We start from the raw sequence: 19,175 nt of genomic DNA on the forward strand, positions 1-19,175 counted from the left end.
CTAAAGCGAGAAGCGGTCGAGGCGTGGGGCGCAGATGCGGGCGCTGCCCTCGAGCTCGCCGATCACGACATCGATATCGTAGAGTTCCTTGAGTGCCTTCGGCGTCAGCACCTCGGCGGGCGGGCCGAGTGCCGCGAGCTTGCCGCCATTGAGAAGCGCCACGCGGTCCGCAGCCAGGAAGGCGTGATCGGGATTGTGGGTCGAGAGCACGATCGACAATCCCTTTCGGGCAAGGGCGCGGATATGGGCAAGCACCCGCATCTGGTTGCCGTAGTCGAGGCTTGCCGAGGGTTCGTCCATCACCAGGATTTCGGGCTCCTGCGCCAAAGCGCGGGCGATCAGCACCAGCTGCCGTTCGCCGCCGCTGATCTCGGTATAGGGCTTGGAGGATAGGCCAGACATGCCGAGGCTTTCGAGCGCACTTGTCGCCACCTGCCGGTCGTGGCGCGAGGGCATGGCGAAAGGGGCGATGCGGGCGGCACGGCCCATCAGCACGACATCGACAACGGAGAAGGGGAAGAGCGCGGCATGGGCCTGCGGCACATAGGCGATGCGCGTGGCCCGCTCCCGTCGCGGCCAGGCGGACAGTGGCTTGCCGTCGAGCAGGATCTCGCCGGCCTTGACCGGCAGGAGGCCGAGCATGGTCTTGAACAGCGTCGTCTTACCGGCGCCGTTCGGGCCGAGCAGGGCCAGCACTTCGCCCGTCATCAGCGACAGCGTCAGATCGCTGCCGACGATCCTGCTGCCATAGCCGAAGGCGAGGGACCGGAGATCGAGGCTCATTGCCAGCCTCGCTTCCCAGATGTCAGCAGCCAGAGGAAGAAGGGCGCGCCGACGACAGCGGTCAGGATGCCGAGCGGGACTTCGATGGTGGCGATGCTGCGGGCGAGCATGTCGACGACAAGCAGATAGGCGGCGCCTGCGATCATCGAGGCCGGCAGCAGGCGGCGGAAATCGGGACCGACCAGCATGCGGGCGATATGCGGGATGATCAGGCCGATCCAGCCGACGATGCCGGTGATCGAGACCGTGGCTGCGGTGATCAGCGTGGCGCCGCAGACGAGGGCGAGGCGGGTGCGTCTGGTATCGACGCCGAGCGTCTGCGCTTCCTCGTCGCCGAGCGTCATGACGTTCATCCGCCAGCGCAGCAGCACCAGCGGCAGCAGGCCGAGCAGGACGGCCGGGAGGATCGAGAGCACGTCGAAACGGGTGATGGCGGTCATACTGCCGAGCAGCCAGTAGGTGATCGCCGGAAGCTGGTCATAGGGATCGGCGAGGATCTTGATCAGCGAAATCCCGGCTCCAACAAGCGCCTGGATGGCGATGCCCGCCAGAACCAGCGTCAGGGCCGGATCGCGGTGGCGGACGGCCGCACCGATCGCATAGACCGCGGCGACCGAGAGCAGGCCACCGGCGAAAGCCAGCGCCTGGATGGCAAGCACCGGCAGCGAGAGGAAGATGCCGAGAACGGCGCCGAGACTGGCGCCGACCGAGACGCCGAGAATATCCGGTGAGACCAGCGGATTGCGGAAGATCCCCTGATAGGTGGCGCCAGCCGCGGCAAGGGCCGCGCCAACGACGACGGCGGCGGCGACGCGCGGCAGGCGGACATTCCAGAGCACGGTTGCCAGCATCGGATCGTCGGTCTTGCCGCCGAAGAGCGGTTTCAGCGCTTCGGTCAGCGGCTCGGGTCCGCCGCCATATTTTCCGGTCATCATTGAGAGCAGTGCCAGCAGCAGGAGACCGGCGAGGCTGAGCCAGAGCCAGCGATGGCTTGGTGCCTCCGTCACTTCTGCTGCTGTTTCTTCCGCTGTGGTCATTTCGATTGCGCGCCGGAGCCCTTCAGCAGCATCGCCAGCTGATCGTCCGTCAGGTCCACCTGATAGAAGAGCGTGAAGAACTCGCGCACGTCAACCTTCAGATCTCCGGTGAACTGCTTGGGATAGAAGAGATGCTCGAGCCAGCTGATGCCGATCAGCCGGTTGATGCCGGGCGGGGAGTCGAACCAGCCGAAGGGAAGGTTCGGGGTGACGAAGACGCGGTTGTTCTTGACCGCATCGAGGTCCTTCCAGAGCGGGTCGGACTTGACGCTGGCCGCGAATTTTCCCGAAGCGGCGAGGATGGTATCCGGCTTCCACGAGAGGATCTGTTCGAGCGACACCTGCGTCAGGCCGCCTTTACCGGCAGCCGCGGCGACATTGATTGCACCGGCGGCGCCGAGGATTTCGAGGTTGATCGAGCCCGACAGGCCGGTTTCCAGACCTTCCGGTCCGCGGCCATAGTAGACGCGGGGGCGATCGCTTTCCGGGATCGAGGCGAGCTTGGTGTTGAGGTCGGATATCTTCGCCGCGGCATAGGTCGCGAGCTTTTCGGCACGGTCGCCGGTGCCGAGGATGTCTCCGGCCTCGCGCAGCGTTTCGGCGCTGCGGGCAAAGCTGCCGTCGATCAGCACATAGGGAATGCCGGTCTGCGCCTGCACCTTGTCGGCAAGCGAGGCATATGTCGGGTTGACGGTGCCGACATCGATGATGATGTCGGGCTTTGCGGCGAGCACAGCTTCCATATTGGCCGTGCCGCCCTTGCCGGTCAGCTGGCCGAAGGTCGGGAGATCGCGGACAGATGGCATCAGGAACTGCTTTTCGGCATCGCCCGGCTGACGCACCCAGCCGGTGAGCTTGTCCGGCGCCAGCACATAGACGAGCACCGAAGCCGGCGGCCCGGCGGCCAGCACGCGCTTCACCGTATCGGGGATTTCGACCTTGCGGCCGGCGGCATCGGTAATGGTCCGGGCCTGGGTTTCGGCCGCGGTCAGGCTGAGCGCGGCGAGGAGGAGGGCGGCGAAGAACTTCATGGCGGTTGGCGGCTCGCTTGGATCGGAACCGCACTATGGCATAGCGTTATATCTGTTGGAATATCTCCAGTTGCCGTGGAGAGACGTCGACCGGCCTTGAAGCGCGGGCGGGCGCGCGCCTATATCTGGCGCAACAGGAAGGCAGGCATCAGATGTTTCAGACGGCAACGATCGATCACGCGAACAAGGCGGAATTCTACCGCGAGCTGGCGCAGCAGCTGGAAGCGCTGCTGACGGGCGAGAGCGACATGATCGCCAATGCGGCGAATACTTCGGCACTGATGTTCCAGATGATGCCGGAGCTGAACTGGGCGGGGTTCTATCTTCTGAAGAGCGAGGGCGAACTGGTGCTCGGGCCGTTCCAGGGCAAGCCTGCCTGCGTGCGTATTCCGGTGGGCAAGGGCGTTTGCGGCACGGCGGTCGAACGGAAGAGCTCCGTATTGGTCGAGGACGTGCATGGCTTCCCAGGCCATATTGCCTGCGATGCCGCGTCGCGTTCGGAGCTTGTGGTGCCTTTGATCCATGAGGGACGCGTCATTGGCGTCATCGATCTCGACAGCCCTGTGCCGTCGCGCTTCGATGCCGAGGATCAGGCCGGCATCGAAAAGCTCGCGGCAATCTTCATCGCCGCGAGCTTCTGATTTTTACATCCGCCGCTGGCGGCTGAGGGATGAACCGTTGGCAAGGCGTGCGCCATCCGGCGCGCGCAGGCCGCGGTGCTTGCTTGTGAACACCCATTCGACATTGCCGGGCTCGAACGGCCGGCGCGGATTGCGCAACGCCAGCTGGCGCTCGGCGAGGCGGCGGGGCAGGCTGTCCATCATATCGTTGATGAAGGCGTCCGGGGATTCCCGCCAGCGGGGCGCGACAGCCACGTCGAGGCCGCCATAACGCGAGAAATCCGGGTGTCTCGGGGAATAGCAGGCGCCGATCATCCACGCATGCTGCGATTTCAAAAAACGTTCTTTCAGGGTCATTCCGTCGTCTTTTTCGGCCGAAGCCTTATTATGTCATGTGTCTATTTGTCCGGCGCATCGTCAACGACATCGGCTTGCGGGCGGTCACCACCGTTCGCAAGTTCTGTCGTCCACGTGCCGTCCGCACGCTGAAAGGTAATCTCCGCATCCTGACCGCCAAGCTGCTGCCGCTCTGCGGCTTGCTTTGCCGCGGCCAATGCGAGTTCGTGAGTTGGAAAGGCTTCAGACCAGACATCACCCAGGCGGTAAGCCCAGGCCTCGTCGTGTTCGCCGACGTGGTACGTAATCGACATCGGATTTTCCTTCAAGTGTTTAATGGTGATTTTTTCGGGGCAGCTGCCATGCGCAGGGATGAACGCTTATGGGCCAGCCTTGTTCCGGGCGCGAGGCATGCGTGGGGCTGGATAAGTCGGGAAGGGCGTCTTGCGGTGGCGTGGAACGCTTCGTAGGCTGAGTGCGTTGAAGGATTCGCTTCAATAGATTTCAACAGGACCCCTATGCGCGCTCAATCGAAGCCGTTCATCGTAGAAGTCAAATCGTCCCGTCGCGTCGATCGCAGCAAGGAAAAGTCGATTTGGGGCAATATCGATCTGTCGGCGATCGCCGGCGAGGTCGCGCCCGAGGCCGCCGAGGCACCGCACGCCGCTTCCGAAGAAGACGGACGCGCAGCACTGCGCTAGCGGGCGCCCGCCGGCAATCATCATTTCTTGTCGGTTGGCTTCTTGTCGACGCGGCCTGGAGAAATCGGATCGCTCGCCGGGAAGGTCTCTTCGAGCGCTTCCTCGAGATAGTCATCCTGCTCCTTGACGGTCTTCTGTTCCTTGGCTGGCTTTTTCTTGTCGGTCATGGCGCGATCCCTTCTGATATCCTCAGCAGATAGGGCGCATCAGGCCATCGCCAAGCAGCGAGGCCGGTGATGTGCCGGCCCCGTCTTGCCGCGTAGTCAGTGGTCGCGGCGGTAGCCCGGCGCCATCTGGTCGAAGTGATAGGCACGGACGCGTGACGAGCCGTGGCTGTCGTCGCGGGCGCCGATCGCCGGATTTTCCTCAGGGAAGGCTTCGTCGGCGACGGCGAGATCGTCGGCGGCATTGCCCTTGTTCGCCATGCCGGCAAACGAGCTGTTGCTGGCTTCCCAACCTTCGCTGCGCCACATGTCGGCGCGTTCGTCCATGTCGATGCTGCCTTCGTCATCGAGAATGTCGTGGGCCATATCGTGCTGGGCGTCGTCGACGCTGACGGAAACGAGGAAGCCGCCGCGGTGCAGGCCTTCGGCATAGACGGTGCGGTCGTCATCAGGGAAGAACCAGTCTTCGAGAGCGGCCCAGAAGCCGGAGCGTTCGCTGACGCCGGCTACCGCCGCATTGTCGGCTTCGTAGCCGGGCATGAAGCGGATGTTGTTGCTCGCAATGCCGGCATCCTGCAGGCGGCTGACGGCCTTTTCTGCATCGGCGCGGCTGTCGAAGAATGCGGTCAGAGTATTATAGGCCGAGCCCCTTTGGCCGGTCGTCAGATTGTCGCTGTAGAGATTTGCCATTGCCGTTCTCCTCCGGTTTTGCCGGAGCCGCGCCCGATGCGGGCTCCCGGCTTACCTGCCGGGTCTAACGGGGATGATCGGGCATTGTTCCCTCTGCCATCTTCTCCACAAAGATGAATGCTAGATGAACGGAATGCGCCATTGCGCGTTTCACCATCAGGAGGAACACGACGATGTTCAGCTCATTCATTCAATCCAGCAAGCTTGTCGGCGCCACATTGGTTGGAGCGGCCGAAAGCGTGTCCTCAGCGATCGCCTACGGTGCCGGCATGGAAGATGCCCATATCGAGGTCGTCGAGGAAGCCGGAACGATCTTCCTCGAAGGCACGGCGCCGAGCGCCTCCGTCATCGAACAGGCAGGCGAGATCGCCCGCTCGATCGTCGGTACACATGTCTGCAATCTTGTGAGAATGCCTTAGCAGGCAGGGCGTTCAGTGAACGGGCGACGAGACGCTGATGCTTCCCGTCGTCATCGGTTCGGTCAGGTTGCGGCCGAACGGGTTCAGCATGACAAGGCCCGCCATGATGACGGCCAGAACTGAAACCACGAAGACCGGCGACTTGAGCAGCATCTGACTGTTCCCCGAAGTAAGCTAGAACACATGCGGCGGCCTAAAGTTCCCGCTGGCCGGGAGCATAGCGCATTTTTCCGCCGTGTCATGATGGAACATCATAAAGATGATCGGCAAAGGAAGCGTAAACCACCAGCGACAAGCTGCGAAAACCAAACTGCAACTGGGCCGTTTACCCCCAGGAGGTTTTCGCCATGGACAAGAATTATTGGCCCGATCCCGTTGCCCTGAAGCTCCCCGAGCTCGGCATCCGCACCGTCGAGAACACGTATGACGCAGCCGCCTATCTGATGGAGGAATGGCCGGTCGATCACGGCGAGGCCTATGACCGGGCGCTGCGCATGTGCCTGCTCTCGATTCGAGGAAAGAAGCAGCCGGCCACCGCACGCCGCGCCTTCATCGATGCGGCAAATGAGGCACATATCCACATAAAGCTTGCGGCCTAAGACTTATGGTGATGCTGCACCGCAAAATTTAGTGGGTGCATCGCGAAAAAGCTGCGCGGGAGAGTCGGCATTACGCCAAAAGAATCAGTGGCGAAATAACACACCTTTTTGACGGATATGTCATGTCCCCAAATTTTCCGATACCGCTTGTCGGCGCAATTCGCTAATATAGCAGATAGTTTGGTATGAGCCTCGACTACGGTGAATGCACGTAAACGTGCATTGAAATGGTTGACCGTCAGGTGTCCTATCAATTCACGAAACATATGATTTCCCAACGGGATGCAAGATCGCGGCATGCGTGATCGGGCACCCTGGAGGCTGTGGCACAACCCGCAATGGAGGCCCCATGCTGAATGAATCGTTGTTCGATGCGTTTGCGAGGAGTTACGAAGCGCGACGCGAAACGGATATGTCGATCGCCGACTATCTGACCCTCTGCAAGAAAGATCCGATGGCTTATGCCAACGCCACCGAGCGGCTGCTTGCAGCGATCGGCGACCCTGAAATGGTCGATACGGCAAAGGATGCGCGTCTCGGACGCATCTTCATGAACCGGACAATCCGCAGCTATCCGGCTTTCAACGGTTTCCACGGCATGGAAGAGACGATCGAGCGGATCGTATCCTTCTTCCGGCACGCGGCCCAGGGGCTCGAAGAGCGCAAGCAGATCCTTTATCTGCTCGGCCCTGTCGGCGGCGGCAAATCCTCCCTTGCCGAGCGGCTGAAGCAGCTGATGGAGGCTCACCCCATCTATGTGCTCAAGGCCGGCGATGAAATAAGCCCAGTCTTCGAAAGCCCGCTCAATCTCTTCGATCCCGCCACCATGGGCGAAATGCTGCTGGAGCAGTACAAGATCCCGACACGGCGGCTGACGGGGCTGATGAGCCCCTGGTGCCTGAAGCGCCTCGACGAATTCGGCGGCGACATCTCAAAATTCCGGGTTGTTCGCATGCAGCCGTCACGGCTGCGCCAGATCGCTATCGCCAAGACCGAACCCGGCGACGAGAACAATCAGGACATCTCCTCGCTGGTCGGCAAGGTGGATATCCGCAAGCTGGAGCACTACTCGCAGAACGATCCGGATGCCTACAGCTATTCCGGCGGCCTGAACCGCGCCAACCAGGGCATTCTCGAATTCGTCGAAATGTTCAAGGCGCCGATCAAGATGCTGCATCCGCTGCTGACGGCGACGCAGGAAGGCAACTATATCGGTACCGAAAATATCGGCGCCGTGCCTTTCTCCGGCATCATTCTTGCCCACTCGAACGAAGCGGAATGGCAGACGTTCAAGGCCAACAAGAACAATGAAGCCTTCATCGACCGCATTTGCGTCATCAAGGTTCCCTATTGTTTGCGAGTGACCGAAGAAGAGAAGATCTACGACAAGCTCATCGAGGGATCAGAACTGGCCGATGCGCCCTGCGCACCCGGCACGCTCGAAATGCTTGCCCGCTTCTCGGTTCTGTCGCGGCTGCGCAAGCACGAAAACTCGACCTACTTCTCGAAGATGCGGGCCTATGACGGCGAGAGCCTGAAGGAAACCGACCCGCGCGCCAGAAGCGTCCAGGAATACAAGGATGCGGCCGGTGTCGACGAGGGGATGGACGGGGTTTCGACCCGCTTCGCCTTCAAGATATTGGCATCGACCTTCAATCACCATACGAGCGAAGTCGGCGCTGATCCGGTGCATCTGATGTATGTGTTGGAGCAGGCGATCCGCAGGGAGCAATTCCCCGACGAGACCGAGAAACGCTACATGGAATTCATCAAGGCCGATCTGGCGCCGCGCTATGCGGAGTTCATCGGCAACGAAATCCAGAAGGCCTATCTCGAATCCTACTCGGATTACGGCCAGAACCTCTTCGACCGTTACGTCGACTATGCCGACGCCTGGATCGAGGACGTCGACTTCAAGGATCCCGATACCGGCCAGCTGCTCGACCGCGAGCTTCTGAACCAGGAACTGACGAAAATCGAAAAGCCTGCGGGGATCGCCAATCCTAAGGATTTCCGCAACGAGATCGTCAAGTTCTGCCTGAGATCGCGGGCCAACAACGGCGGCAAGAACCCGTCCTGGACGAGCTACGAGAAGATCAGGGAAGTGATCGAAAAGCGGATGTTCTCGCAGGTCGAGGATCTCCTGCCGGTCATCTCCTTCGGCTCGAAGAAGGATGGCGACACCGAGAAGAAACATAGCGAGTTCGTGTCCCGGATGACGGAGCGCGGATATACCGAGCGGCAAGTGCGCCGCCTGGTGGAGTGGTACATGCGCGTCAAACAGGCGGGTTAATGTAAAACTGGAGCCAACATGCACATCGTCGACCGCCGGCTGAATCCGCGCGGTAAAAGTCTGGAAAATCGTCAACGGTTCTTGCGGCGTGCCAAGAGCGCCGTGCAGCAAGCGGTGAAACGCTCCCTGCAGAACCGGAACATCCGTGATGTGCTCGATGGCGGCGAGATCAGCCTGCCGATCGACGGAATGACCGAGCCGAGTTTCCGGCGCGGTGAGGGGGGCATCAGCGATCAGGTGCTCCCCGGCAACAGAGCCTTCGTCGAGGGCGACATCATTCCGCGGCCACCCGGCCGCGGCGGCGGCAAGCCGAAGGAAGCCGGCGAGGGGGATGGCGAAGACAGCTTCCGCTTCGTTCTGACCCGCGAAGAATTCCTCGACGTCTTCCTCGACGATCTGGAGCTTCCCGATCTCGCAAAGCGACGGCTGAGCGAAACCGAGGAATTCAGCCCGGCACGGGCAGGCTTCTCGGTCTCCGGCTCCCCCTCCAACATCGCCGTCGCCCGCACCTCGCGGCTTGCCATGATGCGCCGCATCGCGCTGAAGCGCCCACGCACCGAGGAAATCGAGGCGCTGAAGCGCGAGATCGAGGAGACCGACGACGAGGAGAGAAAGGCGGCCCTGGAGGCCGAGCTCAAGTCTCTCAACGAGAAGAGCAAGCGCATCCCCTATATCGATCCGCTCGACGTGCGCTACCGCCGCTTCGAGGACGAGCCGAAGCCGGTCGCCAAGGCGGTGATGTTCTGCCTGATGGACGTCTCGGGCTCGATGTCCGAGCATATGAAGGATCTCGCCAAGCGCTTCTATCTGCTGCTCTATCTGTTCCTGTCGCAGCGCTACAAGAAGGTGGAGATCGTCTTCATCCGCCATACCGACCGCGCCGAAGAGGTCGACGAGGAGACCTTCTTCTACGGTCCCGCCACCGGCGGCACGCTGGTCTCCAGTGCGCTTGCCTGCATGCGCCAGATCATCGCGGCGCGCTTCGATCCGGCCGAGTGGAACATCTACGCGGCCCAGGCCTCCGATGGCGACAATTCCTATTCGGACGGGTCGACCACCGGCCAGCTGCTGCAGCACGAGATCCTGCCGCTCTGCCAGTACTTCGCCTATATCGAGGTCGACGAGGAAAGCGGCGACTCCTCCGTCTCGCGCTCGCCGCTCTGGGCGCTCTATGACAGCATCCGGGCCGCGGCCCTGCCGCTATCGATGCGCAAGGTTTGCCGGAAGAATGAAATCTTCCCTGTGTTCCACGATCTGTTCCAGAAACGCGACGGAGAAAAGGTGGCGCCATGATGGCTGCGGCAGTGAAGGAAAGACTGCTCTTCGAGGGCGCCGACTGGGACTTCTCGACACTGCAGCGCATCCACGATGCCTGCGAGGAAATCGCCCTCAAGGAACTCGGCCTCGACGTCTATCCGAACCAGATCGAGGTGATCACCTCGGAGCAGATGCTGGATGCCTATTCCTCGACCGGCATGCCGCTCTTCTACCGCCACTGGTCCTTCGGCAAGCATTTTGCCCATCACGAAGCCTTCTACCGGCGCGGCATGCGCGATCTCGCCTATGAGATCGTCATCAATTCCTCACCCTGCATTTCCTACCTGATGGAGGAAAACACGGCGACGATGCAGACGCTGGTCATCGCCCATGCCGCTTTCGGCCATAACCACTTCTTCAAGAACAACTATCTCTTCAAGCTCTGGACGGATGCCGAGGGCATTCTCGACTATCTCGATTTCGCCAAGGGCTATATCGCCCGCTGCGAGGAGCGCTACGGCGAGATCGCCGTCGAGCGGACGCTCGATGCCGCGCACGCGCTGATGTCGCACGGCGTCCACCGCCATGCCGGCAAGGTGAAGCTCAATCTGCGCGAGGAGCAGAAGCGCGAAGAGGAGCGCCGGCGCCACGAAGAGCAGATGTTCAACGATCTCTGGCGCACCGTGCCTGCGGGAAAGGCGGCGAGTGCCGCCGATATCGACCTTGAGCGGCGGCGCGCCGCCCTCGGCCTGCCGCAGGACAATCTCCTCTATTTTCTCGAGAAATCGGCGCCGCGGCTGCAGCCCTGGCAGCGCGAGATCCTGCGCATCGTTCGCCATGTGGCGCAATATTTTCACCCGCAACGCCAGACCAAGGTGATGAACGAGGGCACCGCCACCTATGTGCACTACCGGATCATGAACCGGCTGCATGACAAGGGGCAGCTGAGCGACGGCAATTATCTCGAGTTTCTGAAATCCCACGCCAACGTCGTCTTCCAGCCGACCTATGATGACCGCCGCTTCTCGGGCTTCAACCCCTATGCGCTTGGCTTCGCGATGATGCAGGACATCGAGCGCATCGTCACGCAGCCAACCGAGGAGGACCGCTCCTGGTTCCCCGATATTGCCGGGCGTGGCGACGTGATGGGCGTGCTGCGCGGCATCTGGGCCGATTACCGCGACGAAAGCTTCGTGGCGCAGTTCCTCAGCCCCCACCTGATCCGCCAGCTGCGGCTCTTCCACCTCTATGACGATCCGGAGCAGGAGGAGGGCATCCTCGTCTCGGCGATCCACGACGAACGCGGCTACCGCCGCATCCGCCGTCAGCTCGCTCGCGAATATGATATCGGCTGGACCGACCCCGGCATCGAGATCGTCGACGTCGATCTCGCCGGCGACCGCCGCCTGCTCGTCCAGCACCGCGTCACCAACGACTGGATGCTGCAGGAAAACGACACAAAACTCGTCCTCCAGCACCTCGCCGACCTATGGGGCTACGACGTGCTCTTACAGGAAATCGATGGCGAGGACGCGATCGTTGCAGAGCATCACGCTAGCCCGCGAGGCAAGCTGTTCTAACGCTCAGGACGCCTTTTCGATGGCACCCTGCGCCGCGACCCTGCGAAGGTGATCGTCGACCCTTCTAGTGATCTCTTTCTTGGCTTCGTCCCTGGTGCCGAGATCGACGGCGTAGCTCTCCCGCAGCAGGTACCAGAAGCGGTGAAGCTCCTCACGGGACAGGGCGTTGCGGCCCGGTTGAAATTGCCGGTCGAAGTCGCCTGCCGTAGCGCAGACAAAGCAGGCGCCCATGTAATCGGCGCGGCCGAAAACATAGACGGGCTTCTCGTGCAGAAGCGCCTCGGCGCCGACACCGGAATTGACGACGCAGACGGCGGCCGCGCGGGCGATGATCGCGTGGATGCTGCCTGACGCGACGGTGATGCGCCCCGAGCTCTGCGCTTCTGCGAGATAGCGACCGACGGCTGCCGATCCGCAGAGCGGGTGGCGTTTGACGACGACGGCGTAGCCGCGCCTGGCGCAGGCGACGATGACCTCATCGAGCATCTCCATCGGCGTGAAATGCGCCAGCTCCTGAACGGAGTCGCCGACCATCTGCAGGGCGACGAAGACGAACCGCTCGGGCAGGGGCGTTTGCGTATCGAGCGGGTCCTGGCGGTATTTCGAAATGTTGTTGGCGATGATGCGCTGCTGATCCTTGCGGAAATAGTTTTCAGCGACGGATGCATCCACGTCTGCGAGCGGCAGGTCCGCAGCCTGCTGCTTGGAGAAATCCGACCAGCCGGAATAGCCGCCGGTATCGAAGCTGAAGCGCGAGGGGCGATCGGTCTCCTTGAAATGCAGGCCGTTCTTGCCGCCCGACACCGTGTGATAGGCGAAGAAGGGAAGGTGCAAGTCCTCCGTTCCGTGCAGCTTGACCTGGCCGCGGACCTGATAGGACATGCCGAGCGCATCGAGATGTGCGGCGATGGTCTGCAGCACGAAGCGGATATCGGCACGGAAACCGGGATAATCGATCTTGTTGGCGCGCAGCGCTGCCGAGGGGATGACCAGCACGGCATCGGCATCATCAGGTGAAGCCGCGAGCATACCGGCGCGCGCCAGGATATCCTGGTGTGCCTTGCCGATCAGGGGCGACATCGCCTCGATCTCACCGAGCCGGATGCGACGCTCCAGGCGGCTGGCCGCCGTATCCATTCCCCGGCGGCGGAGCGCTGCGATGACCTGCTTGGCGCCTTCGAGATCGAGGAGCCACATTGAGGCATCGACAGCATGCTGGGCGTAGCGCGAGAGCGCCCGGTCACTCTTCTGGATCGCCGCGCGATCCCGCGCGATCCTCTCGATCGCGGTGCGCAGAAGGTCCGTTCGCCCGGCGCTATCGGCCGAGGCGGCGACGGAAGAGGCGTATTGAAACATCGGGCGATCGGCATCGTCGGCAAGCCGCCTGATGCCATCCTCGGCAAACTGCTCGTGGTGTCGCCCCTCCAGCAGAAATGCCCGCTTCAGTTCGGCCGCCTGCACGCGTGCCGGAAAGCTCTTCCGGATGATGTTCAGCTTATCGAGGGCTTCAGCCGATTTGCCATCGGCCCAGAGAAGTGCCGCGTCGAGAACCGGAGCGAGATCAGGATCGAAGTGACGCGCAGCCTGAAGCGCGCGGGCATGCTTCGCATCGATATGGACGAGGATTTCCTGGAAGAAAAGCCGCATCGCATCGGCGCCCGGCCGGTCGTGCTTCGCAAACGCCGTGAGGATCATAGCCGCCTTGCGGTAATCCCTCTGCAGGCAGGCAACATAGAGCCGGCCATCGCAAATCCGCTGACGCTGCGCCCGCATCGGCAGGATGCGTGTGAGGCAGGCGAGGACCGCCAGCAGCGCGCCGACCGCGCCGAGATGCTTCTTGCCTTCGATCAGGTCCTGGACGAATTCCGACACGCGGTCGGTGAGATAGTTCATGGTTTTACGTCTACCTGCGGAAGAATGCCGTCTGGAGGCGGATTCTGACCTAGCCTGTCGCGCTGCCGGCTGCAACCGCAGCGTTGCATTCAGCGAGGGTCCAGCGGGCTTGCGGTGCCGACATCCTTCCAGATCTGCCGCCGCATCCCGAGCTTGACCATGCAGTCCTCGACAAACCAGCCGATGACTTCCTTGCGGCCACGCACGAAAGGCAGGATGGACGTGTCGAGGCTGACGACCGGGAGAAAGGGGTTCGGCCGCTGCGACGCATAGATCTCGACGCGCACGGAGGGGCGGGCCGACTTGCCGCGGGCGTGAAAACCGAAGGTATCGCCGACGACCAGCGTGTTGGCGGGCACGGCAAACTTGGTGGGTTGGGGCAGACGCAGGAGATGAAGGTCTTCGGCCGGGATACGGAAGGAGCCGTTGTCGCCACGCTCGGAGGCAAGAATGCTTCTGCGCTTATGCCAGGCGAGCCGCCTTTTCGTCAGCTTGTGCGACCCTGCGACATAGGTGAAGGGGCCTTCGTCCTCAGGTACGTCATAGAGGAAGAACCAGGCCTTCACCGTGGAGTGAAAGGTATCCATGTGCAGGTCGGTCTGCGGATCCTTGCCCTTTCCTTCGTCCGTTTCGGAGCCGAATATCGTCTGGATGCTGATGACCGGCTCGGCCTTGAAGCCGCCGATGTAGCGAAGCGGATTGCTCCAGGCGTTGCTGTCGACCAGCGCTCGAATGGCCGGATAGTCCCGCAAGACCTCCGGCGTCAGCGAGAGGCGGCGCGTCACTGCCTTGCCCTGTGTCATCTCCCGGGCCGGCGCGCGCAGCGCCTCTACTTCGGCACGAAGTCTGGCAAACATTTCCGGCGGCAGGAAATTGCGTCTCTCGATATAGCCATTCTCGGCGAAGAAGACCTGTTCGGCCTTCGGGATGAGATCTGAGAGACGCTTGCGCCGGGCAGCAGCAATCTTCGCCGCCGCCTTTACCCTCCAGACATGCAGGCCTTTCCTGTTCAGCCGGACGCTGCCGAGGATAGGGTTTTCGATGAAGCGCTTCTCGCCGGTGACGATCTGCAGCGCATAGACAGGGAGCATCAGAATCTTGAGTGGCGTCCACTTCGGTCCCGGCATCATCCCCCTCCCGCACTATTTCAGAGCGCGCTTAAGTTGACCTGAATTGCCAGCCGGTGCAAGCTTTGGAAGCCATGGGCCATTCATGATCCGTCGTCATCAACGCAGCGGGCGGAGTTTCATGCAGCTCGATTGGAGCTATATCCAAGCCAACTGGGACTGGGCGGGGCATATGGTGGAAGCCATCGCCATCGCCGCTGTCTTCGGGCTGATCATGCGGTTCGTCTTTCGGTGGCGCATGGCGCTGATGCTGGGACTCGCCTTTGCCGCCGGGCATTTTCATGGGCGGGAGAAGCGCGATTTCGAGATCAGCCAGCATATGCCGCCGCCGCAGCTTCGCGGTTACTTCTTATGGGAATGGAGCTGGGACCAGGCCACAGATTTCTGGCCAGCTGCTATTCTCTGCCTAGTTTTTCTCATGGCGGTCGGCTGGCGTCTCAGAGGAAACAGCGGTTGAAAGACCGCTGCCCGGCGCGGCATCAACACGGAGCATGCGATGGTACGCACTATGGCAATGTTCTTTCTGACCCTGCTTGCTGTGTCCTGCAACGCATCGCATGCGGTGCGCCGCCCATCCGTTGCCGATTACGAAATGATGTCCGATGCGCGGCTTTGCAGTGCGGTCCTCAACCGTGATCGTACGGTTCGGCTGGCGCGGGCGGCGCGTGGATTGAGCTGCTGAGGCGCGTTCACATTCCCGTGATCGTGAGCACCCACGACAGTCCATCGCCGCCCAATATAACAACCCGCATTCCCGGTTAAGGGTCTGTTAGGCTTAACGGCGCTAGCTAGGAATCAATCGCGGAAATAGCGCGCCGGCTTTTCCTCCGTGATCCCTGCATTGCCCCATGTCGATTATTCATGCCGTAACCTCCCGGAGTGGCCGGGTTGTCAGACTGACCTTCGGTTCCGGATCGCGCGAGAAGCGTTTGCGATCCAGTGGCCGCCGAGACAAGCAGACGCGATCGCGTATCTTTACGCTCGCGGGCGCTCTTCTCATGGTCTTTTCTACGATGACCGGAAAGCTCGTCTATTATGCGATGCTGACAGACGATGAGACGTCGAGCATCCCGCCGAACGCTATTGTCGCGTCGCGGCCGGATATCGTCGATCGCAACGGGCAGGTGCTCGCCACCGATGTCCGCACCGTCTCGATGTTTGCCGAGCCAATCCGCGTCGTCGATGCCGACGAGGCGGTGGAGAAGCTGACGCAGCTGTTTCCCGATCTCGATCGCAAGTCGCTCTACCAGAAGCTTTCCGACCGCAAGTCGCACTTCACCTGGCTGCGCCGCCAGCTGACGCCGAAGCAGCAGAGCGAGGTTCTGGCGCTCGGCCTGCCGGCGATCGGCTTCCGGCCAGAGGTTAAGCGCTTCTATCCGGCGGGCCGCACGGCCGCGCATATTCTCGGCTATGTCGATATCGACAATCACGGTGTGGCCGGCATGGAGAAATATCTCGACAACCAGGGGATGTCCGACCTCGCCTCGACCGGGCTTGCCAGCGACAACAGCCTGGAGCCGGTGAAGCTCTCGATCGATATCCGCGCCCAGAACATCGTCCATGATGTCGTGACGGACGCGCTGACCACCTATCAGAGCAAGTCGGCGGGGGCCGTCATTCTCGATATCCATACGGGCGAGGTGATCGCCATGGCCTCGGCGCCGGATTTCGATCCGAACGATCCGAAGGCGACGGGCGGGGAGGGCTGGCTGAACCGGATGAGCAACGGCACCGACGAGATGGGTTCGGTGTTCAAGACCTTCTCGATCGCCATGGCGATCGACACCGGGACGGTGAAGCTCAGCGACAGTTTCGATGCCAGCGCGCCGCTGCATTATGGCGGCTTCACCATTCACGACGACCGCGATGTGCCGCGGCGTGTTCTGTCGATCCCCGAGATCTTCCGCTACTCGTCCAACATCGGCACCGCCCGGATGATGGACAAGGTCGGCATGGATATCCAGAAGGACTATCTGACCCGCTTCGGCCTGCTGTCACGCATGCAGACGGAGCTGCCCGAGGTGAAGGCGCCGAGCCAGCCTAAGGTGTGGAAGAAGATCAACTCGATCACCATCGCTTTCGGCCATGGCGTGGCGACGACGCCGATGCAGACGGCGGTCGCGGGTGCAGCGCTGATCGACGACGGCAAGCTGATCGAGCCGACCTTCTTTCCGCGCACGCAGGAAGAGGCGGAAAAGACCGAATCCCAGGTGGTCAAGAAAAGCACCAGCGACACGATCCGCTATCTGTTCCGCCTGAACGGCGAGCAGGGCACCGGCCGCGCCGCCGATGTTCCGGGCTTCCATGTGGGCGGCAAGACGGGGACGGCCAACAAGGTCATCAACGGCGTCTATTCGCACAAGCTGAGCTTCAATTCGTTCCTCGCCGCCTTCCCGATGACCAACCCGAAATATGTCGTGCTGTCCTTCATCGACCAGCCGCTGACCGGCGTGCACAACCTGAACCTGGCCGCCGAAACCGCCGCCCCGATGGTGCACGACATCATCGCGCGGACCGCGCCGCTGCTCGGCGTCGAACCGGATTTCGGGCAGAACCTGCTGGCGGGCTATTGAGGGCTTTTGGAACGGCCACGTGATCTCGTGGCAGCAGCGTGACGTCAATCGGCCGCCCGACCCCATTCTTAAGTTAATGGCAGTCGCGTTCTGTCCGTGCCTTTATATCATTCAGGCCTGGACGCAAGGCAGCAGATCGATCCCGCCCAAGAAAGAGGCGGCGTCCTCAATGGACTGAGACGTCATCGTCCTCGACGAAGGAGGCGATGCCATCGCGGGCAATCGTCGCCAGAAATTCATCGAAGGCTTCCCTGTCGGTCGCAAACGGCTCGTCCCAGCGAATGAGATCCTCATTCTGCGTGACGACCTCCATCGTCCAGTCTTCCTGGCTGCCGGCCTTGCGGAAGATATCGACGAGCACGGTGATATCGCCTTCGGTGAATTCGCCGGAAAGTTCGGAATGTTCGAGCTTGGGGGATTTGGGTGGTTTGGTCATGGGGGTGATGTTTAGGGGATATTGGGGTTGGTGGCTAGTCGGTGATTTACCCGTTGGTCGCTACTGTTTAAGCGGCTTTGGCGCCCCTATGCTCATGGCGATAAATAGCCTCGGATTAGTGATGGATGTAACGATCTGTCAGTCCACCCCCAGCGACCGCATCGGTCTATGCAACTTATTTGTGTTCTCCCGTGACTGTCTGAGCTGCGACACTTGCTGATTTCGACCTAGAGTGGCAGCGTGATGCTACATAAGTTTTGGGGGCGAGTATGAAGATTTATCCTGTGCCGTTGCATATAGGTGATGACGAAGGCTTTACGTCTGAAAGAGACATTTTCGGCAAATCGCAACTTGCTAAGGCGATGTCTCATCTCGTGGCGACTATAGAAGATCCTTTGGTAATCGCCTTTGATGGCCCATGGGGCTCAGGAAAGACCACGTTCCTAAGGATGTGGGCGGGTGAGCTACGCAAAAGCGGTCACCCGGTTATCCTCTTTGATGCGTTCGAAATGATTATGTCGAGGATGCCTTTGCTGCCTTGGCGCGCGAGATTGTAGAGTTAGCCGAAGAGAGAGCATCTCCGAAGAGCATGTTGGCGCAAGGGATGAAGGAAAAGGCGGCGCACTTGGGGGCTATGCTACTTAGAGGAAGCGCCAAGGTTGGTCTCAAAGTTGCTGTACGCGCGGCAACGGTCGGTTTGGCTAGGTCGGAAGACTTTGCCGAGGTAGGAAAGGACATTGGGGCGGAGGCAGAGGACGTAGCCGAAGCTTATATGGATCAGCTGCTTGATAAGCCGCGAAAACAAAAAGAAGTCGCAGAGAGCTTTCGCAAAGCCCTTACCGATTTGCCGGGTCTAATGTCACCTGACGGAGCGACCGCCCATAGACCCCTGATATTTATCATTGACGAGCTCGATCGCTGCAAACCGCATTTCGCTTTAGCTTTGCTTGAGCGTATCAAGCACTTCATGGCCGTACCAAATGTCCACTTTGTGCTTGGTGTTCATCTGCCCCAGCTTGAGAGCTCCGTTCGATATGCTTACGGGGACACCATCGACGCAAGTGCATACCTTCAGAAATTTATCAATCTGACGGTTCTCAATGTTGAAAACAGTGAGGGGCGGAGGCGTGGCGATTTACACAAATATGCTAGCCACCTCGCAGATACGCTTGCGATCAACAGCGGCAGAGACAGAGACAGCCAAGTTGGGTCTTCTGTGGAGACAATTATCCGCCTCATAAACTATGAGCAGATGAGCTTCAGGACATTGGAGCGCGCATTCTCTGTGCTCGCCCTCGCTGTCGGGCTTACACCGGAGAATCGGCTTCAACTAGGTGCGATTATGGGGGGATTGATAATGATGAAGTTGTTGCGCCCCGATTTGTTCAAGAAGGCAAAACGCGGTGATCTAAAGCTTGAGGAGGCGAAGCAATTTCTGCGGTTTAGTCCGGATGAATATCGCGAAGGTCAAATGGGGTGGGAGGAGGAATGGTGGACCTATCTCCTTGCAGACCCGCTTCCGGAAGAGCTGAAAGACTTTGGTAAGTCTCTATCTTTTCGCTACAGTTTTCGGGATAGGTCCGACATCGTCAAATACACCGCGAACGATGTCGTTGACCGGCTATCGCCAGCATGA

23 protein-coding genes are annotated in these 19,175 nt (G+C 60.9%); 12 read left to right on the forward strand and 11 right to left on the reverse strand.

Going from position 1 to position 19,175, the window contains the following annotated elements:
- From ACQZ5H_RS31615 to ACQZ5H_RS31625, 3 genes are read right to left on the reverse strand one after another with little or no spacing between them, the layout of a single operon-like run.
- Positions 1-783, reverse strand: coding sequence for an ABC transporter ATP-binding protein (locus tag ACQZ5H_RS31615; protein ID WP_449100089.1), 783 nt, complete (start codon positions 781-783; stop codon positions 1-3).
- Positions 780-1,820, reverse strand: a complete 1,041-nt coding sequence (locus tag ACQZ5H_RS31620) for a FecCD family ABC transporter permease (protein WP_449100090.1) — start codon at positions 1,818-1,820, stop codon at positions 780-782. Before ACQZ5H_RS31620 ends, ACQZ5H_RS31615 begins: the two co-directional genes overlap by 4 nt.
- Positions 1,817-2,851, reverse strand: a complete 1,035-nt coding sequence (locus tag ACQZ5H_RS31625; RefSeq protein WP_449100091.1) for an iron ABC transporter substrate-binding protein — start codon at positions 2,849-2,851, stop codon at positions 1,817-1,819. The genes ACQZ5H_RS31620 and ACQZ5H_RS31625 overlap by 4 nt, the downstream gene beginning before the upstream one ends.
- Positions 2,852-3,003: 152 nt before the next feature.
- On the opposite strand from ACQZ5H_RS31625, the gene ACQZ5H_RS31630 reads away from it, so the two are divergent.
- Positions 3,004-3,492, forward strand: coding sequence for a GAF domain-containing protein (locus tag ACQZ5H_RS31630; RefSeq protein WP_449100092.1), 489 nt, complete (start codon positions 3,004-3,006; stop codon positions 3,490-3,492).
- 3 nt (positions 3,493-3,495) lie between these two features.
- Here ACQZ5H_RS31630 and ACQZ5H_RS31635 read toward each other — a convergent pair whose 3' ends face one another.
- Entirely contained in the window at positions 3,496-3,828 is a 333-nt protein-coding gene (locus ACQZ5H_RS31635; protein WP_112715610.1) for a hypothetical protein, read from the reverse strand.
- Between the two features lie 41 nt (positions 3,829-3,869).
- Positions 3,870-4,121: a DUF2188 domain-containing protein gene (locus ACQZ5H_RS31640; RefSeq protein ID WP_112715608.1), complete on the reverse strand. Its 252-nt coding sequence runs from the start codon at positions 4,119-4,121 to the stop codon at positions 3,870-3,872.
- Positions 4,122-4,325: 204 nt separating this feature from the next.
- On the opposite strand from ACQZ5H_RS31640, the gene ACQZ5H_RS31645 reads away from it, so the two are divergent.
- Positions 4,326-4,508, forward strand: a complete 183-nt coding sequence (locus ACQZ5H_RS31645) for a hypothetical protein (protein ID WP_449100093.1) — start codon at positions 4,326-4,328, stop codon at positions 4,506-4,508.
- Between the two features lie 20 nt (positions 4,509-4,528).
- On the opposite strand, the gene ACQZ5H_RS31650 is transcribed toward ACQZ5H_RS31645, so the two are convergent.
- Complete coding sequence (locus ACQZ5H_RS31650; protein ID WP_165402584.1) at positions 4,529-4,675, reverse strand: hypothetical protein; 147 nt, start codon at positions 4,673-4,675, stop codon at positions 4,529-4,531.
- Positions 4,676-4,771: 96 nt separating this feature from the next.
- On the reverse strand, positions 4,772-5,362 hold the full coding sequence (locus ACQZ5H_RS31655) for a hypothetical protein (protein WP_449100094.1): 591 nt from the start codon (positions 5,360-5,362) through the stop codon (positions 4,772-4,774).
- 173 nt (positions 5,363-5,535) lie between these two features.
- On the opposite strand from ACQZ5H_RS31655, the gene ACQZ5H_RS31660 reads away from it, so the two are divergent.
- Positions 5,536-5,781, forward strand: a complete 246-nt coding sequence (locus ACQZ5H_RS31660) for a BON domain-containing protein (RefSeq protein WP_112715602.1) — start codon at positions 5,536-5,538, stop codon at positions 5,779-5,781.
- A gap of 12 nt (positions 5,782-5,793) precedes the next feature.
- Here ACQZ5H_RS31660 and ACQZ5H_RS31665 read toward each other — a convergent pair whose 3' ends face one another.
- Positions 5,794-5,934, reverse strand: coding sequence for a hypothetical protein (locus tag ACQZ5H_RS31665; protein ID WP_162708660.1), 141 nt, complete (start codon positions 5,932-5,934; stop codon positions 5,794-5,796).
- Positions 5,935-6,128: 194 nt separating this feature from the next.
- Between ACQZ5H_RS31665 and ACQZ5H_RS31670 the strand changes: the two genes are divergently transcribed.
- The 4 genes from ACQZ5H_RS31670 to ACQZ5H_RS31685 all read left to right on the forward strand — a co-directional run bounded on the left by ACQZ5H_RS31670 (position 6,129) and on the right by ACQZ5H_RS31685 (position 11,510).
- Positions 6,129-6,380 carry a DUF982 domain-containing protein gene (locus ACQZ5H_RS31670; protein WP_130277906.1) on the forward strand — a complete coding sequence of 84 codons (252 nt, stop codon included), beginning with the start codon at positions 6,129-6,131 and terminating at the stop codon, positions 6,378-6,380.
- A gap of 349 nt (positions 6,381-6,729) precedes the next feature.
- Positions 6,730-8,673 carry a PrkA family serine protein kinase gene (locus tag ACQZ5H_RS31675; RefSeq protein WP_112715598.1) on the forward strand — a complete coding sequence of 648 codons (1,944 nt, stop codon included), beginning with the start codon at positions 6,730-6,732 and terminating at the stop codon, positions 8,671-8,673.
- 18 nt (positions 8,674-8,691) lie between these two features.
- Positions 8,692-9,966: a YeaH/YhbH family protein gene (locus tag ACQZ5H_RS31680; protein ID WP_203428503.1), complete on the forward strand. Its 1,275-nt coding sequence runs from the start codon at positions 8,692-8,694 to the stop codon at positions 9,964-9,966.
- On the forward strand, positions 9,963-11,510 hold the full coding sequence (locus ACQZ5H_RS31685) for a SpoVR family protein (protein WP_449100095.1): 1,548 nt from the start codon (positions 9,963-9,965) through the stop codon (positions 11,508-11,510). Before ACQZ5H_RS31680 ends, ACQZ5H_RS31685 begins: the two co-directional genes overlap by 4 nt.
- 3 nt (positions 11,511-11,513) lie before the next feature.
- Here ACQZ5H_RS31685 and ACQZ5H_RS31690 read toward each other — a convergent pair whose 3' ends face one another.
- Positions 11,514-13,403, reverse strand: coding sequence for a capsular polysaccharide export protein, LipB/KpsS family (locus tag ACQZ5H_RS31690; protein WP_449100096.1), 1,890 nt, complete (start codon positions 13,401-13,403; stop codon positions 11,514-11,516).
- An 89-nt stretch (positions 13,404-13,492) separates the two neighbouring features.
- On the reverse strand, positions 13,493-14,530 hold the full coding sequence (locus ACQZ5H_RS31695) for a phytanoyl-CoA dioxygenase family protein (protein WP_449100097.1): 1,038 nt from the start codon (positions 14,528-14,530) through the stop codon (positions 13,493-13,495).
- A 121-nt stretch (positions 14,531-14,651) separates the two neighbouring features.
- Here ACQZ5H_RS31695 and ACQZ5H_RS31700 point away from each other — a divergent pair, with 121 nt between their 5' ends.
- The 3 genes from ACQZ5H_RS31700 to ACQZ5H_RS31710 all read left to right on the forward strand — a co-directional run bounded on the left by ACQZ5H_RS31700 (position 14,652) and on the right by ACQZ5H_RS31710 (position 17,103).
- Complete coding sequence (locus tag ACQZ5H_RS31700) at positions 14,652-14,987, forward strand: hypothetical protein (protein WP_449100098.1); 336 nt, start codon at positions 14,652-14,654, stop codon at positions 14,985-14,987.
- A gap of 39 nt (positions 14,988-15,026) precedes the next feature.
- Positions 15,027-15,212: a hypothetical protein gene (locus ACQZ5H_RS31705; RefSeq protein WP_449100099.1), complete on the forward strand. Its 186-nt coding sequence runs from the start codon at positions 15,027-15,029 to the stop codon at positions 15,210-15,212.
- Between the two features lie 166 nt (positions 15,213-15,378).
- The gene (locus ACQZ5H_RS31710; protein WP_130277910.1) at positions 15,379-17,103 is read left to right on the forward strand and encodes a peptidoglycan D,D-transpeptidase FtsI family protein; all 1,725 of its coding nucleotides are present in this window, start codon (positions 15,379-15,381) and stop codon (positions 17,101-17,103) included.
- A 166-nt stretch (positions 17,104-17,269) separates the two neighbouring features.
- Here ACQZ5H_RS31710 and ACQZ5H_RS31715 read toward each other — a convergent pair whose 3' ends face one another.
- Entirely contained in the window at positions 17,270-17,539 is a 270-nt protein-coding gene (locus tag ACQZ5H_RS31715) for a hypothetical protein (protein ID WP_449100100.1), read from the reverse strand.
- Positions 17,540-17,808: 269 nt separating this feature from the next.
- On the opposite strand from ACQZ5H_RS31715, the gene ACQZ5H_RS31720 reads away from it, so the two are divergent.
- Positions 17,809-18,096: a P-loop NTPase fold protein gene (locus tag ACQZ5H_RS31720; RefSeq protein WP_449100101.1), complete on the forward strand. Its 288-nt coding sequence runs from the start codon at positions 17,809-17,811 to the stop codon at positions 18,094-18,096.
- Positions 18,078-19,175, forward strand: coding sequence for a KAP family P-loop NTPase fold protein (locus tag ACQZ5H_RS31725; RefSeq protein WP_449100102.1), 1,098 nt, complete (start codon positions 18,078-18,080; stop codon positions 19,173-19,175). The genes ACQZ5H_RS31720 and ACQZ5H_RS31725 overlap by 19 nt, the downstream gene beginning before the upstream one ends.

The organism is Rhizobium sp. 21-4511-3d (assembly GCF_053522545.1).

Bases quoted from the DNA above. Each gene is read 5' to 3' on its own strand.
- ACQZ5H_RS31630 (WP_449100092.1), top strand. From the start codon at position 3,004: ATGTTTCAGACGGCAACGATCGATCACGCGAACAAGGCGGAATTCTAC.
- ACQZ5H_RS31625 (WP_449100091.1), bottom strand. From the start codon at position 2,851: ATGAAGTTCTTCGCCGCCCTCCTCCTCGCCGCGCTCAGCCTGACCGCG.
- ACQZ5H_RS31705 (WP_449100099.1), top strand. From the start codon at position 15,027: ATGGTACGCACTATGGCAATGTTCTTTCTGACCCTGCTTGCTGTGTCC.
- ACQZ5H_RS31720 (WP_449100101.1), top strand. From the start codon at position 17,809: ATGAAGATTTATCCTGTGCCGTTGCATATAGGTGATGACGAAGGCTTT.
- ACQZ5H_RS31640 (WP_112715608.1), bottom strand. From the start codon at position 4,121: ATGTCGATTACGTACCACGTCGGCGAACACGACGAGGCCTGGGCTTAC.
- ACQZ5H_RS31665 (WP_162708660.1), bottom strand. From the start codon at position 5,934: ATGCTGCTCAAGTCGCCGGTCTTCGTGGTTTCAGTTCTGGCCGTCATC.
- ACQZ5H_RS31690 (WP_449100096.1), bottom strand. From the start codon at position 13,403: ATGAACTATCTCACCGACCGCGTGTCGGAATTCGTCCAGGACCTGATC.
- ACQZ5H_RS31660 (WP_112715602.1), top strand. From the start codon at position 5,536: ATGTTCAGCTCATTCATTCAATCCAGCAAGCTTGTCGGCGCCACATTG.
- ACQZ5H_RS31645 (WP_449100093.1), top strand. From the start codon at position 4,326: ATGCGCGCTCAATCGAAGCCGTTCATCGTAGAAGTCAAATCGTCCCGT.
- ACQZ5H_RS31715 (WP_449100100.1), bottom strand. From the start codon at position 17,539: ATGACCAAACCACCCAAATCCCCCAAGCTCGAACATTCCGAACTTTCC.
- ACQZ5H_RS31615 (WP_449100089.1), bottom strand. From the start codon at position 783: ATGAGCCTCGATCTCCGGTCCCTCGCCTTCGGCTATGGCAGCAGGATC.
- ACQZ5H_RS31655 (WP_449100094.1), bottom strand. From the start codon at position 5,362: ATGGCAAATCTCTACAGCGACAATCTGACGACCGGCCAAAGGGGCTCG.
- ACQZ5H_RS31675 (WP_112715598.1), top strand. From the start codon at position 6,730: ATGCTGAATGAATCGTTGTTCGATGCGTTTGCGAGGAGTTACGAAGCG.
- ACQZ5H_RS31670 (WP_130277906.1), top strand. From the start codon at position 6,129: ATGGACAAGAATTATTGGCCCGATCCCGTTGCCCTGAAGCTCCCCGAG.
- ACQZ5H_RS31710 (WP_130277910.1), top strand. From the start codon at position 15,379: ATGTCGATTATTCATGCCGTAACCTCCCGGAGTGGCCGGGTTGTCAGA.
- ACQZ5H_RS31650 (WP_165402584.1), bottom strand. From the start codon at position 4,675: ATGACCGACAAGAAAAAGCCAGCCAAGGAACAGAAGACCGTCAAGGAG.
- ACQZ5H_RS31700 (WP_449100098.1), top strand. From the start codon at position 14,652: ATGCAGCTCGATTGGAGCTATATCCAAGCCAACTGGGACTGGGCGGGG.
- ACQZ5H_RS31680 (WP_203428503.1), top strand. From the start codon at position 8,692: ATGCACATCGTCGACCGCCGGCTGAATCCGCGCGGTAAAAGTCTGGAA.
- ACQZ5H_RS31685 (WP_449100095.1), top strand. From the start codon at position 9,963: ATGATGGCTGCGGCAGTGAAGGAAAGACTGCTCTTCGAGGGCGCCGAC.
- ACQZ5H_RS31635 (WP_112715610.1), bottom strand. From the start codon at position 3,828: ATGACCCTGAAAGAACGTTTTTTGAAATCGCAGCATGCGTGGATGATC.
- ACQZ5H_RS31620 (WP_449100090.1), bottom strand. From the start codon at position 1,820: ATGACCACAGCGGAAGAAACAGCAGCAGAAGTGACGGAGGCACCAAGC.
- ACQZ5H_RS31695 (WP_449100097.1), bottom strand. From the start codon at position 14,530: ATGCCGGGACCGAAGTGGACGCCACTCAAGATTCTGATGCTCCCTGTC.